Here is a 13,002-nt window from a genome sequence, read left to right as displayed (position 1 = left end):
TTCAATATCCTCGGTTGCGGTCGACCACGCCGGCGACGGTTTCGCCCTGCGCGGTTTTACGGATTTTTTCGGTGATCTGCAGCACGCTCTCGCGGCGCAAGGTCAGCGCGGAGATGTGCGGCGTGATCGTGATGCGCGGCTCCTGCCAGAACGGATGCTGCGGCGGCAGCGGCTCGTTGCGGAACACGTCCAGCGTGGCGGCGGCGATGTGGCCGGACTTGATCAGCGTGAGCAGATCCGGTTCCGCCAGGTGCGCGCCGCGCGCCACGTTGATCAGGTACGAGCCTTGCGGCAGCTTGCTCATATTGGTGCGGTTGACCAGGTTGTTGGTCTCGGCCGTCAGCGGCAGCATGCAGACCAGCACTCGGCTGCCGCGCAGGAAGGTGTCCAGCCCTTCGGCGCCGTGGAAGCACTGCACGCCCGGCATGCTCTTCTCGCTGCGGCTCCAGCCGCGCAACGGGAAGCCGAACGGCGCCAGCGCCTCCAGCACGCGCGTGCCCAGCACGCCCATACCCAGCACGCCGACGGAGAAGTCTTCCTTCGGATGCTGGGGCAGCGGCAGCCACTGGCCGGCGCGCGCCTGGGTTTCGTATTCGTCGAAGCGGCGGAAGTAGCGCAGCACCGAGTACGTCACGTACTCCGCCATCTGCAGCCCCATGCCGGCGTCTTCCAGGCGGATGATGGGAATGTGCGGCGGCAGCGCGTCGGTGAACTTGAGCACCGCGTCCACGCCGGCGCCGGTGACGAAGATCGCCTTTACCTGCGCCAGTTCCGGCAGCATCGCTTCCGGCGGCGACCACACCACCGCGTAGTCGCAGCCCTGGGTTTTTTCGCCGGCGTGCCAGATTTCGACTTCGGCTTCCGGCAGGTACTTCGCAAAGTCCTTGATCCACGGTTCGGTCTTGCCGTCCGCGCGATGTAAAAGAATACGCATGATGTCCTCCTTTACGCCGTCTTAAACGCCAGCAGCGGTGCGCCGTCTGCCACCTGGTCGCCCACGCTGTACAGGATTTCGTCGACCACCCCATCGTGCGGCGCGGCGATGGTGTGCTCCATCTTCATGGCTTCCATGATGACCAGGGCGTCGCCCTTCTTCACTTCCTGGCCCTTGGCGGCCAGCACCGCGACCACCTTGCCCGGCATCGGCGCGGTCAGGCGGCCGCCTTCGGCCTCGGTCTCGCCGGCGTGCGCCATCGGATCGTTGTAGGCCAGCGGATAGTGCGCGCCATTGGTGAACACGTGCAGCATGTCGCCGTCGCGGCGCACGGTGCCGTGCACGGCCTGCTCGCCCAGCTTGATGCTGAAATCATTCCCGTTTTGCGACATCAGGCTCAGTACCTGCGGCTGCGCCGTGCCGACGCTGAACAGCCAGTCGGCGGCGCGGTAGCTGACGTTGACGCCGTACGGCTTGGCCGCCGCGAATTCGTCGCTGAACGACAGCCCGCGCACGTAAGGATGGTTCATGCGCCAGCCCAGCGCCTGGCCCCACGGGTCGGCGGCGTTGGCGCCGGATTGCGCGGCGGAGCGGTCCTTCTCGGATTCGATCAGCGACACGGCGGCCAGCGCCAACGCGGCGTCCGGCGCCGCGTGGGCGGCCGGGAACAGCGCGTCGTGATTGCGTTCGATCAGGCCCGTATCCAGGTCGGCCGTCGAGAAGGCCTGGCCTTCGACCAGGCGTTTCAGGAAGGCGATGTTGGTGGCAAGGCCGACGATCTGGTACTGCGACAGCGCCTGCGCCATGCGGGCCAGGGCCTGCTTGCGATCCGCGCCCCAGACGATCAACTTGGCGATCATCGGATCGTAGAACGGCGAGATCGCATCGCCGGCGCGCACGCCGGAATCGATGCGCACGCCGGCCGGCAGGTTGACGGCGCCGCCCAGCTCAAACGCGACCGCGCCCGGCGTCTCCATGTGGCGCAAGGTGCCGATCGACGGCAGGAAGCCCTTCTCCGGATTCTCGGCGTAGATGCGCGCTTCGATGGAGTGGCCGTTGATGGCCAGTTCGTGCTGCTGCTTCGGCAGCGGCTCGCCGGCGGCCACGCGCAGCTGCCATTCCACCAGGTCGGTCCCGGTGATCATTTCGGTGACAGGGTGTTCGACCTGCAGGCGGGTGTTCATCTCCATGAAGTAGAACGAACCGTCCTGGTTGGCGATGAACTCCACCGTGCCGGCGCCCACGTAGCCGACGGCCTTGGCGGCGGCGACTGCCGCCTCGCCCATCGCCGCGCGGCGTTCGGCCGGCATGTTCGGCGCCGGTGCTTCCTCCAGCACTTTCTGGTGGCGGCGCTGCACCGAGCAATCGCGCTCGAACAGGTAGATGCAGTTGCCGAGGGTGTCGGCGAAGACCTGGATTTCAATGTGGCGCGGGCGCTGGAGGTATTTCTCCGCCAGCACCTTGTCGTCGCCGAAGGAACTGATCGCCTCGCGCTTGCAGGACGCCAGCGCGTCCTTGAACTGCGCCGAGTTCTCGATCACGCGCATGCCCTTGCCGCCGCCGCCGGCCGAAGCCTTCAGCAGCACCGGGTAGCCGATCTTGTCGGCCTGCGCGTGCAGGAAGTCGGCGTCCTGCTGCTCGCCGTGGTAGCCGGGAACCAGCGGCACGTTGGCCTTCTCCATCAGCTGCTTGGCGGCGGACTTGGAGCCCATCGCGCGCATCGCCGATGCAGGCGGGCCAATGAATACAAGGCCCGCTTCGGAGCAGGCGTCGGCGAATTCGGCGTTCTCGGACAGGAAGCCGTAGCCGGGGTGGATCGCCTGCGCGCCGGTGGCCTTGGCGACGGCGATGATTTTTTCGCCGCGCAGATAGCTTTCCTTGGCGGCGGCGGGGCCGATCAGCACCGCCTCATCGCACACCGCCACGTGCTTGGCGTTGGCGTCCGCCTCCGAGTACACGGCGACGGTCTTGATGCCCATGCGGCGCGCGGTGGCGGCCACACGGCAGGCGATTTCACCACGGTTGGCGATCAGTATTTTTGTGAACATGGTCTCTCTCTTTGCAGCTTGTGGCTGGAAGTTTTTTTATAGTGTGGCGAATCGACGGGCTGGATCAGCAGCCGCACTTCTCCTTCGGTGCCGAGTCCAGCACGGCGCCACGGGTTTTCAGGCCCAATTTGTTCAGCAGCGCGCGGTCGTCTTCCGCTTCCGGGTTGTCGGTGGTGAGCAGCTTGTCGCCGTAGAAGATCGAGTTGGCGCCGGCCAGGAAGCACATCGACTGCACCGCCTCGCCCATCTGGCGGCGGCCCGCCGACAGACGCACGCGCGCCTTCGGCATGGTGATGCGGGCCACGGCGATGGTGCGCACGAATTCGAACGGGTCCAGCGGGTCCATGCCGTACAGCGGCGTGCCTTCCACCTGCACCAGATGGTTGACCGGCACCGATTCAGGATACGGATTCAGGTTGGCCAGTTGCGCGATCAAGCCAGCGCGCTGCAGGCGCGATTCGCCCATGCCGACGATGCCGCCGCAGCAGACCTTCAGGCCCGCTTCGCGAATGCGGCCCAGCGTGTCCAGGCGGTCCTGGTATTCGCGGGTCGAGATCACGTTGTCGTAGAACTCGGGCGCGGTGTCCAGGTTGTGGTTGTAGTAATCGAGGCCGGCGGCCTTCAGGCGCTCCGCCTGTTTTTCTTCCAGCATGCCCAGCGTGGCGCAGGTCTCCAGGCCCAGCGCCTTCACTTCGCGCACCATCTCCTCGACCTTGTCCATGTCGCGGTCCTTCGGGCTGCGCCACGCGGCGCCCATGCAGAAGCGGGTGGCGCCGTTGTCCTTGGCCTGGCGGGCCGCATCGAGCACGGTGTCGATGTCGAGGATCTTCTTGGCTTCGACGCCGGTGTCGTAGCGCGCCGCCTGCGGGCAGTAGCCGCAGTCCTCCTCGCAGCCGCCGGTCTTGATCGACAGCAGCGTGGCCAGTTCGACGTCGCCGTCCGGGAAGTTGGCACGGTGGGTCTGCTGGGCGCGGAACATCAGGTCGTTGAACGGCAGGTCGAACAGGGCCATCACGTCTTCCAGCGGCCAGGTCGCGGCGGGCGGCAAGGTGATGGCGGCCGTCGGACGGTGCAGCGAAACGGTTTTCGGTTCTTGGAGGGTGTTCTGGGACATCGTGTTTCCTTCTTCGTTCAAAGTTTGTTCTGAGCTGGCCAGTTGGGCAGCTGCGTAAAATCGATATATGCGGCGGCGGCTTGCGCGCCCGGTTCGGCCAGGCGCGGCACGCGGCCCAGCAGCGGTGCGCTGATGCGCTGCTCCAGCGCGGCGACGTTTTCGTCGGCGAAGGCCATGTCGTCCTGCGTTTCGTTGGCGACCCAGCCGGCCAGGCGCAAGCCGCGCGCTTCGATCGCCTCCACCGTCAGCAGCGCGTGGCTGATGCAGCCCAGGCGCAGGCCGACCACCAGCACCACCGGCAGGTCGAGCTGCTCGGCCAGGTCGGCGGTGTCGAAATCGTCGTTGAGTGGCACGCGGAAGCCGCCCACGCCCTCCACCACCGAGGCGTCGGAGGCGGCGTTGATTTCGATGTAGGCGGCCAGGATGGGCACCGGCGAAATCGTCACGCCTTCCAGCGCGGCGGCGATGTGCGGCGCGGCCGGTTCCTTCAGCAGGAACGGCGTGGTGATCGACTGCAGCAGGTGGACATTGCCGGCGGCGGCCAGCTGGTCGCAGTCGTCGTTGTGCCAGGCGCCGTCGCGCAGTTCGGCGCCGGCGGCCACCGGCTTCATGCCGCAGGCGCGCACGCCGGCCTGCACCAGCGCGTGCAGCATCGCCGATGAGATCAGCGTCTTGCCGATCTCGGTGTCGGTGCCGGTGACGAAACAGCTGAACCGCGGCGGGATGCCGGTGGCGGCTGGCGCGGGCTGCACCTGCGTTTGCGGTGCGTCCACGGCTATGACGGGATCGTCGAGACTCATATCAAGTCCTTTCCAATGCATTGATCGCGGCTATCAGCTTTGCGACTTCCATGCTGCTATGCCCTGCCGACAGCGTTACGCGCAGGCGCGAGGTGCCCGGCGCCACGGTCGGCGGACGGATGGTGCCGACCCACAGGCCCTGCTCGTACAAGGCCGCGCCGGCGCGCATGGTCTCGGCATTATCGCCGATCAGGATGGGCTGGATCGCAGTCATCGAGGGCAGGCGCTGCCAGCGCTTCAGGCGCAGGCCATCGTCTAATTGTGCCACCAAAGCCTGCAACCGTGCGCGCCGGCTGCGGCCTTCGTCGCCTTCCAGCAGCTCAAGGCTGGTCAGCAGCGCGTGCGCCAGCGCCGGCGGGGTGGCGGTGGTGAAGATGTAGGGGCGGGCTTTCTGGATCAGCGTTTCGATCACCGTCTCGTGCGCGGCCACGAAGGCGCCGCTGACGCCGGCCGCCTTGCCCAGCGTGCCCATATAGACCAGGTTGGGCGAGCGCAGGCCGAAGTGCTCCAGTGCGCCGTGGCCGTTGGCGCCCAGCGTGCCGAAGCCGTGGGCGTCGTCCACCACCAGCCAGGCGCCGTATTGTTCGCACAAGGCCAGCAGCTGCGGCAGCGGCGCGAGGTCGCCATCCATGCTGAAGACGCTGTCCGTCACTACCAGTTTGGTAGCGGCCTTGGACGCGGCCAGCAGCTGCGCCAGCGCTTCCAGGTCGGCATGCGGGTAGACCTGGACGTTGGCGCGCGACAGGCGGGCGCCGTCGATCAGCGAGGCGTGGTTCAGCGATTCGGAGAAGATGTCGGCGTCGCGGTCGGCGGCGGTCAGGCCGGTGACGATGGCCAGGTTGGCCATGTAGCCGGTGCAGAAGGTGAGCGCGCGCGGCGATTCCAGATGGGCGCCGACGAATTCCACCAGCCGCTCTTCCAGCATGGCGTGGGCGTGGCCATGGCCGCTGATCAGGTGCGAGGCGCCGCTGCCGACGCCATACATCGCCGCGCCTTCCTGCAGCGCGAGCTTGATGCTGCGGTGGTTGGCCAGGCCGAGGTAGTCGTTGGTGCAGAAGGCCAGCAGTTCGCGGCCGCCGACCGATACGCGGGGACCGCAGGGAGTGTCGACCGTGCGGCGGGTGCGGATCAGGTCTTGCTCATCGAGCGCTTGCAGCTGCCGCTTGAGTTGATTCAGCATTTCCATGGTCAGCCCGCCATCACTTGGTCGAACACGGCCAGCGTGTTGGCGGCGAGGCCGTCGATTTCCTCGTCGTCGAGGATATACGGCGGCATCATGTAGACGGTGGAACCGATGGGGCGCATCAGCAGCTCGTGCTCCACCGCCGTGGCGAAGAAGCGGCGCGAGAAGTCCGGCTTGGCGCCGACGGCGTCGAAGGCCCAGATCATGCCGCGCTGGCGGAAGTGGCGCACCTGCTGGTGTTGCGCCAGCGGTTGCAGCGCCGCAGTCAGGCGCGCTGCTTTCACGCGGTTCGCGGCCAGCACGTCGTCTTCCTCGAAGATCTGCAGCGTCGCCAGCGCGGCGCGGCAGGCCAGCGGGTTGCCGGTGTACGAGTGCGAGTGCAGGAAGCCGCGCGTGACGTCGTTGCTGTAGAAGGACTGGTATATCTCGTCGCGCGTCATCACCAGCGACAGCGGCAGATAGCCGCCGCTGATGCCCTTCGACAGGCACAGGAAGTCCGGCCACACGCCGGCCTGCTCGCACGCGAAGAAGGTGCCGGTGCGGCCGCAGCCGACGGCGATTTCGTCGAGGATCAGGTGCACCGCGTGGCGGTCGCACAATTCGCGCACCAGCTTCAGGTACAGCGGGTCGTGCATCGCCATGCCGGTGGCGCATTGCACCAGCGGCTCGATGATGATGGCGGCGATCTTGTCGGCGCGTTCGATGAACAGGCGTTCGACGTCGGCGGCGGCTTTGCGGGCCATGTCCTCGGCGGTCTCGCCATCCCCGGCGTTGCGGGCGTCCGGCGACATCACCGTCTGCGAGGCGCGCAGCAGCGGGCCGTAGGCGTCCTTGAACAGGGCGACGTCGGTCACGGCCAGGGCGCCGATGGTCTCGCCGTGGTAGCTGCCCTTGAGGCAGACGAATTCCTGCTTGCCGCTCTTGCCGTTGTTGCGCCAGGAGTGGAAGCTCATCTTCAGCGCGATTTCCACCGCCGATGCGCCGTCGCTGGCGTAGAAGCTGTGGCCGAGCGCATGGCCGGTCAGCGCCGACAGTTTTTCCGACAGCTCGATCACCGGTTCGTGCGTGAAGCCGGCCAGCATCGCGTGTTCCAGCGTGTCCAGCTGGTCCTTCAGCGCCGCGTTGATGCGCGGGTTGGCGTGGCCGAACAGGTTCACCCACCAGGAGCTGATCGCATCGAGGTAGCGGCGGCCTTCGTGGTCGTACAGCCACGCGCCCTTGCCGCTCTTGACCGGAATCAGAGGAACGGTTTCATGGTGCTGCATCTGGGTGCACGGATGCCATACGCTGCGCAGGCTGCGTGCTACCCAGTCGCTTTGTTTATTCAATTCCAAAACTACTCCAGACTTTTTCTAGCTCAGCCAAGTTGGCTTGCGCTTCTCCAGGAACGAGGCCACGCCTTCGCGGCCCTGTTCCGAGGCGCGGATATGGGCGATGCGCTCGGCGGTGTCGGCCAGCAGCGCATCGTTGACGGTTTGCCCGACCACTTCGCGCACCAGCACCTTGGCTTGCTGCACGGCGTTCGGACTGTTGTTGACCAGTGCCTTGACGATCTCCGCCACCTTGGCGTCGAGGGCGTCGGCGGGCACCACTTCGTGCGCGAAGCCGATGCGCAGCGCTTCCTGCGCGCCGAAGCGCTCGGCGGTGAGGAAGTAGCGGCGCGACGCGTTCTCGCCCATGGCCTTGATCACATACGGCGAAATGGTGGCGGGGATCAGTCCCAGTTTTACTTCGCTCAGGCAGAAGTTGGCCTGGTCGACCGCGACGATGATGTCGCACGCAGAGACCAGGCCCATGCCGCCGGCGTAGCAATCGCCCTGCACCTTGGCCACCACGGGCTTGGGACACAGGTAGATCGTGCGCAGCATCTCCGCCAGTTGCAGAGCGTCGGCATGGTTTTCGGCGTGCGTGTAGCCCGCCATTTTTTTCATCCAGTTCAAATCGGCGCCGGCGCAGAAGGCCGGGCCGTTCGCGGCCAGCACAATCGCGCGCAGGTCCGCTTCCGCACCGAGCTCGCCGAAGGCTTGCGTGATCTCGGCGATGGTGGTTTCGTTGAAGGCGTTGCGCACGTCGGGGCGGTTCAGCGTGACGGTGGCGACTTTGCCTTCGCGGCTGATGGTCAGCGTGGTAAAGCTCATCTCTGGTCCTTGATCGTGTATTTGATTTCGGTCGGCATGCCGACGCTTTGCAGGAAGCGCGTGGTCTCCGGCAGCCAGATGGCCACGCCGTCCGGGCTGGAGCTCATGCCGTGCGCGTCGCGCTTGAAAGGTCCGTAGGCCACCAGCTGCGCCTTGCCGCCGGCGCCGGTATAGGCGGCGTACATGTCGGCGGCCAGCTTGGGGCCGAAGTGGTGGTCGTTGGCGCCGTAGAACCAGATGCTGGGCGTGGTGCTGACCGCGCCGTAGGCCTTGAAGGCATCGACCAGCGCGGCCTGCCAGTCGCAGTGCGAGCGGCTGTTGACGCCGCCGGCGAAATTGATCACGCCCCGCACGCCGCTGATGTTATGGCTGCCGGCGGCGATCGCCGTCAGGCCGCCGTGCGACTGGCCGCCGATGACGACGTGCTGCTGGTCGGCCCACGGCTGTTTCATCACGTAGGCCATCGCGAAGTACAGCGACGAGGCCTGGTCCTCGCCGTTTTCCCTTGCCTGGCAATGGGAGTTGACGTAGCTGCCGCCCGAATCGGCAAAGCCCATGCGCATCGGGATCACCACCGCGTAGCCGCGCTTGACGAACTCGCGGCTGATGACGGGATAGCGCGCGCGCGCTTGCCTGTGGGCGTCGCCGCCGTCCTTCCCGTGGTTCATGAACAGCACCGGGAACGGGCCGTCGCCGGGCGGCTTGAAGATGGTGGTTTGCAGTGTGATGTCGGCGCCGCCGATCTTCGCGGGGATGGCGATGACCTGCTCGCCCATGTTCGCATCGACCGCCGGCACATGGATGGCCTGCGCCGAAGCGCATGCCGCCGCCAGCAGCGGCGCGGCCAGTCCTTGACGGTATCGGGTCTGCAAGGTCATCGTCCGCTTACATCCTGAAGACGCCGAACTTGGTGTCCGGGATTTCGGCGTTGAGCGCGGCCGACAGGCCCAGGCCCAGCACCATGCGGGTGTCGGCCGGGTCGATCACGCCGTCGTCCCACAGGCGCGCGGTGGCGTAGTACGGGTGGCCCTGGTGTTCGTACTGTTCCTTGATCGGCTGCTTGAACGCGGCTTCCTCCTCCGCCGTCCACGAGCCGCCCTTGCCTTCGATGCCGTCGCGCTTGACGGTGGCCAGCACCGACGCGGCCTGGTCGCCGCCCATGACGGAGATGCGGGCGTTGGGCCACATCCACATGAAGCGCGGCGAGAACGCGCGGCCGCACATGCCGTAGTTGCCGGCGCCGAAGCTGCCGCCGATGATGACGGTGAACTTGGGCACGGCGGCCGTCGCCACAGCGGTCACCATCTTGGCGCCGTTGCGGGCGATGCCTTCGTTTTCGTATTTGCGGCCGACCATGAAGCCGGTGATATTTTGCAGGAACACCAGCGGGATCTTGCGCTGCGCGCATAGCTCGATGAAGTGCGCGCCCTTCAGCGCGGACTCGGAGAACAGGATGCCGTTGTTGGCGATGATGCCGACCTTCATGCCGAAGATGTGGGCGAAGCCGCAGATCAGGGTGGTGCCGTAGCGCGCCTTGAATTCATCGAACTCGCTGCCGTCGACGATGCGGGCGATCACTTCGCGCACGTCGAAGGGCTTGCGGGTGTCGACCGGGATCACGCCGTACAGTTCTTCGGTGGCGTACTTCGGTTCCGCCGCCTCGCGCAACGCGCCCTGCTGCGGCTTGGTGCGGTTCAAATTGGAGACGATGGTGCGGGCCAGCGACAGCGCGTGCAGGTCGTTCTGCGCCAGGTGGTCGGCCACGCCGGACAATCGGGTGTGGACATCGCCGCCGCCCAGGTCTTCGGCGGTGACCACCTCGCCGGTGGCGGCCTTCACCAGCGGCGGGCCGCCGAGGAAGATGGTGCCTTGTTCCTTGACGATGATCGATTCGTCGCTCATCGCCGGCACGTAGGCGCCGCCGGCGGTGCAGGAACCCATCACCACGGCGATTTGCGGGATGCCCTTGGCCGACAGGTTGGCCTGGTTGTAGAAGATGCGGCCGAAGTGGTCGCGGTCGGGGAAGACGTCGTCCTGGTTGGGCAGGTTGGCGCCGCCCGAGTCGACGAGATAAATGCACGGCAGGTTGTTCTGGTCGGCGATCTCCTGCGCGCGCAGGTGCTTCTTGACCGTGATCGGGTAGTAGGTGCCGCCCTTGACGGTGGCGTCGTTACAGACGATCACGCACTCCTGGCCGGCCACGCGGCCGATGCCGGTGATGATGCCGGCGGCCGGCGCGGCGTCGGCGCCGTTGGCGTCCTGGTACATGCCGTAGGCGGCCATCTGCGACAGTTCGAGGAAGGGCGTGCCGGGATCGAGCAGCATCTGCACGCGGTCGCGCGGCAGCAGCTTGCCTCGCGCGACATGCTTGGCCGATGCCGCCTCGCCGCCGCCCAGGGCGATCCTGGCGACCTTGTCGCGCAGGTCGTCGACGACGGCCTGCATGGCGGCCGCGTTGGCCTTGAAATCCTCGCTGCGGGGGTTGAGTTTGCTTTCGATCTGCGGCATTGCTTTTCCTTTTTTCTGCGCGGTGTCTCCGCCGCGTCCTGATGATTTATTCTGGAAAACTACCGTCAACGTAAAACCAGCGCAGGCCGCCCTCGGCCGGCTCGCGCACAAAGTTGCTGATCTCGTGCAGGCGCTGCGCCCGGCCATTGACCTTGAACCGGGCGACAAACTCCACCGTATCCATGGCCGGATCGGCAACTTCGACTTTACGTTGACGTAAACGTAAAGCAGATTTTACCTCAAGTCCCAGCCACTGCAATTTTTCTTCCTTGCTCATGATGGGCTCGGCCGGACGGGTGCTGGCGTGCCAGGTGGCCATCAGGTAGGGCTCGTTGCGCTGCACGTAGGCGGTATAGCGCGAGCGCATCAGCGCTTCGGCGGTGGGCGGGATGGCGGCGCCGGCGATGTACGGCCCGCAGCAGCTCGCCAGGGAGGGGCCGCCGCAGGGGCAGGCGGCAGGCGCGGTGGACTTCTTGGACATGGGTTCGGATGGTCGGGCTGGTGTAACGATCCAGCATTATCCGCCAAATGGCCGCATTCCGTCGGGCTTGCCGTTATGCCATGTGAACAAATATTGTTAATTTCAGCGTCCTGAGGCGCACACGTTTGGTGTAACGCTATTACACTAGAGGCGTGAGGAGATTTGAATGAGCCAGACGAGTTTTGAATTCAAGGCGGATGCCAACGACAGTACGCCGCTGTACATGCAAATAGCCCGGAAGTTGAGCGACGATGTGCATAACGGCCGCTACCAGGTGGACCAGGCGCTGCCGTCCGAGCGGACCTTGTCGGAGCTGCTGAACGTGTCGCGGGTGACCGCGCGCAAGGCCATCGACCAGCTGGTGGACCAGGGGCTGGTGGTGCGCCGCCGCGGATCGGGCAACTATATTGCGCCGCGCATCGAGCAGCCGCTGTCCAACCTGACCAGTTTTTCCGAGCAGTTGCAGCAGCGCGGCCACATTCCCGGCTCGCGCTGGCTCAAGCGCGCGGTGGTGACGCCGACGCCGGAAGAGCAGCTGAGCCTGGGCCTGTCGCCGTATTCCAAGGTGGCGCGGCTGGAGCGCCTGCGCCTGGCCGACGACGTGGTGATGGCCTACGAGGTGTCGGTGCTGCCGCAGACCGTGCTCAACGATCCGAACGCGGTGGGCGCCTCGCTGTACCAGTATTTGGAGAGCATCGGCCAGGCGCCGGCGCGCGCGCTGCAGCACATCCGCGCGATGAACGCTTCGGCCGAGCTGGCCAAGCAACTGGGTGTTCCCGAGGGGCAGGCGGTGCTGTACATCACCCGCATCGCCTATCTGGAATCGGGCGAGGCGATGGAGTTGACGCATTCCTATTGCCACAGCGATCACTACGACTTCGTCGCGGAGATGCGTCGCGCTACGTAACACACAACCTATGCTAAAAACCGAAACGCCGAGTACGCAGCACGCGCAGCTGGATCAATATTCGGTTGAGGCATTGGTGGCGGCGCTGGTCGACGACCAGACGCAGGCGCTGAAGGCGGTGCAGGCGGCCGAGTCCAGCATCAGCGCGGCCGTGCACGCGATGGCGCCGCGCATCGCCGCCGGCGGACGGCTGGTGTATGTCGGCGCCGGCACGTCGGGGCGGCTGGGCATTCTCGACAGCGTGGAGCTGTTTCCCACCTTTTCCTGGCCGCACGAGCGCGCCGTGGCGCTGCTGGCAGGCGGCCTCGGCGCCATGTTCGAGGCGGTCGAGGGGGCGGAGGACGACCGCGCCAAGGGCGCTTCCGACTTGCGCTTGCTGTATCCGGTCTATAACGACGTGGTGCTGCTGGTGGCGGCGTCGGGCACCACGCCGTATGTGCTGGGCGCGTTGCAGGCGGCGCGCGCGGTGGGCGCTTTGACGGTGGGCATCGCCAACAACGTCGGCACGCCGCTGACGGCCGGCGCCGACATCGGCATCACCATCGACACCGGGCCGGAAGTGATTTCCGGCAGCACGCGGCTGAAGGCGGGCACGGCGCAGAAGATCGTGCTGAACACCTTGTCGAGCGCGTTGATGGTGCGGCTGAACAAGGTCTACGGCAATCTGATGGTGGACATGCACGCCACCAACGTCAAGCTGGTCGAGCGCGCGGTGCGGCTGACCATGCACGCCACCGGCGTCGACGCCGCCATTGCGCGCGGCGTGCTGGAGCGGTGCCATTTCCACGTCAAGGTGGCGATTGTCTCGCTGCTGAAAAACACCTCCATCGAAGTCGCGCAAGACTTGCTCGACGCAGCGGATGGCAATGTCCGCAAGGCCATCAAATAA

12 protein-coding genes are annotated in these 13,002 nt (G+C 66.2%); 2 read left to right on the top strand and 10 right to left on the bottom strand.

The features are described 5' to 3' along the window. Window position 1: 1 nt before the first annotated feature. The 10 genes from AC07WS_RS01340 to AC07WS_RS01295 form a co-directional block, all read right to left on the bottom strand. Window positions 2-934, bottom strand: coding sequence for a 2-hydroxyacid dehydrogenase (locus AC07WS_RS01340; RefSeq protein ID WP_494727359.1), 933 nt, complete (start codon window positions 932-934; stop codon window positions 2-4). Between the two features lie 11 nt (window positions 935-945). Continuing rightward, window positions 946-2,982, bottom strand: coding sequence for an acetyl/propionyl/methylcrotonyl-CoA carboxylase subunit alpha (locus AC07WS_RS01335; RefSeq protein ID WP_494727358.1), 2,037 nt, complete (start codon window positions 2,980-2,982; stop codon window positions 946-948). Window positions 2,983-3,046: 64 nt separating this feature from the next. Continuing rightward, window positions 3,047-4,096: a biotin synthase BioB gene (gene bioB, locus AC07WS_RS01330; RefSeq protein WP_494727357.1), complete on the bottom strand. Its 1,050-nt coding sequence runs from the start codon at window positions 4,094-4,096 to the stop codon at window positions 3,047-3,049. Between the two features lie 17 nt (window positions 4,097-4,113). Further along, the gene (gene bioD, locus AC07WS_RS01325) at window positions 4,114-4,896 is read right to left on the bottom strand and encodes a dethiobiotin synthase (RefSeq protein ID WP_494727356.1); all 783 of its coding nucleotides are present in this window, start codon (window positions 4,894-4,896) and stop codon (window positions 4,114-4,116) included. 1 nt (window position 4,897) lies between these two features. Then, a complete protein-coding gene (gene bioF, locus AC07WS_RS01320) occupies window positions 4,898-6,082 on the bottom strand; it encodes an 8-amino-7-oxononanoate synthase (RefSeq protein ID WP_494727355.1) in 1,185 nt (394 codons plus the stop codon). A gap of 2 nt (window positions 6,083-6,084) precedes the next feature. Further along, window positions 6,085-7,413 carry an adenosylmethionine--8-amino-7-oxononanoate transaminase gene (bioA, locus tag AC07WS_RS01315; RefSeq protein WP_494727354.1) on the bottom strand — a complete coding sequence of 443 codons (1,329 nt, stop codon included), beginning with the start codon at window positions 7,411-7,413 and terminating at the stop codon, window positions 6,085-6,087. A gap of 18 nt (window positions 7,414-7,431) precedes the next feature. Then, window positions 7,432-8,217 carry an enoyl-CoA hydratase/isomerase family protein gene (locus AC07WS_RS01310; RefSeq protein ID WP_494727353.1) on the bottom strand — a complete coding sequence of 262 codons (786 nt, stop codon included), beginning with the start codon at window positions 8,215-8,217 and terminating at the stop codon, window positions 7,432-7,434. Continuing rightward, window positions 8,214-9,095, bottom strand: a complete 882-nt coding sequence (locus AC07WS_RS01305) for a dienelactone hydrolase family protein (RefSeq protein ID WP_494727352.1) — start codon at window positions 9,093-9,095, stop codon at window positions 8,214-8,216. The genes AC07WS_RS01310 and AC07WS_RS01305 overlap by 4 nt, the downstream gene beginning before the upstream one ends. A 7-nt stretch (window positions 9,096-9,102) precedes the next feature. Beyond that, window positions 9,103-10,725, bottom strand: a complete 1,623-nt coding sequence (locus AC07WS_RS01300) for a carboxyl transferase domain-containing protein (RefSeq protein WP_494727351.1) — start codon at window positions 10,723-10,725, stop codon at window positions 9,103-9,105. A gap of 46 nt (window positions 10,726-10,771) precedes the next feature. Next, window positions 10,772-11,206, bottom strand: coding sequence for a YchJ family protein (locus AC07WS_RS01295; RefSeq protein WP_494727350.1), 435 nt, complete (start codon window positions 11,204-11,206; stop codon window positions 10,772-10,774). A gap of 166 nt (window positions 11,207-11,372) precedes the next feature. Here AC07WS_RS01295 and AC07WS_RS01290 point away from each other — a divergent pair, with 166 nt between their 5' ends. Then, complete coding sequence (locus AC07WS_RS01290; RefSeq protein ID WP_008443158.1) at window positions 11,373-12,113, top strand: GntR family transcriptional regulator; 741 nt, start codon at window positions 11,373-11,375, stop codon at window positions 12,111-12,113. Window positions 12,114-12,123: 10 nt separating this feature from the next. After that, window positions 12,124-13,002: an N-acetylmuramic acid 6-phosphate etherase gene (locus AC07WS_RS01285; RefSeq protein WP_494727349.1), complete on the top strand. Its 879-nt coding sequence runs from the start codon at window positions 12,124-12,126 to the stop codon at window positions 13,000-13,002.

Source organism: Duganella sp. GW821-FHT01E12, assembly GCF_059422325.1.
The sequence above is the reverse complement of the archived record's forward strand: the minus strand, read 5'-3'. Positions and strand labels throughout refer to the sequence as shown.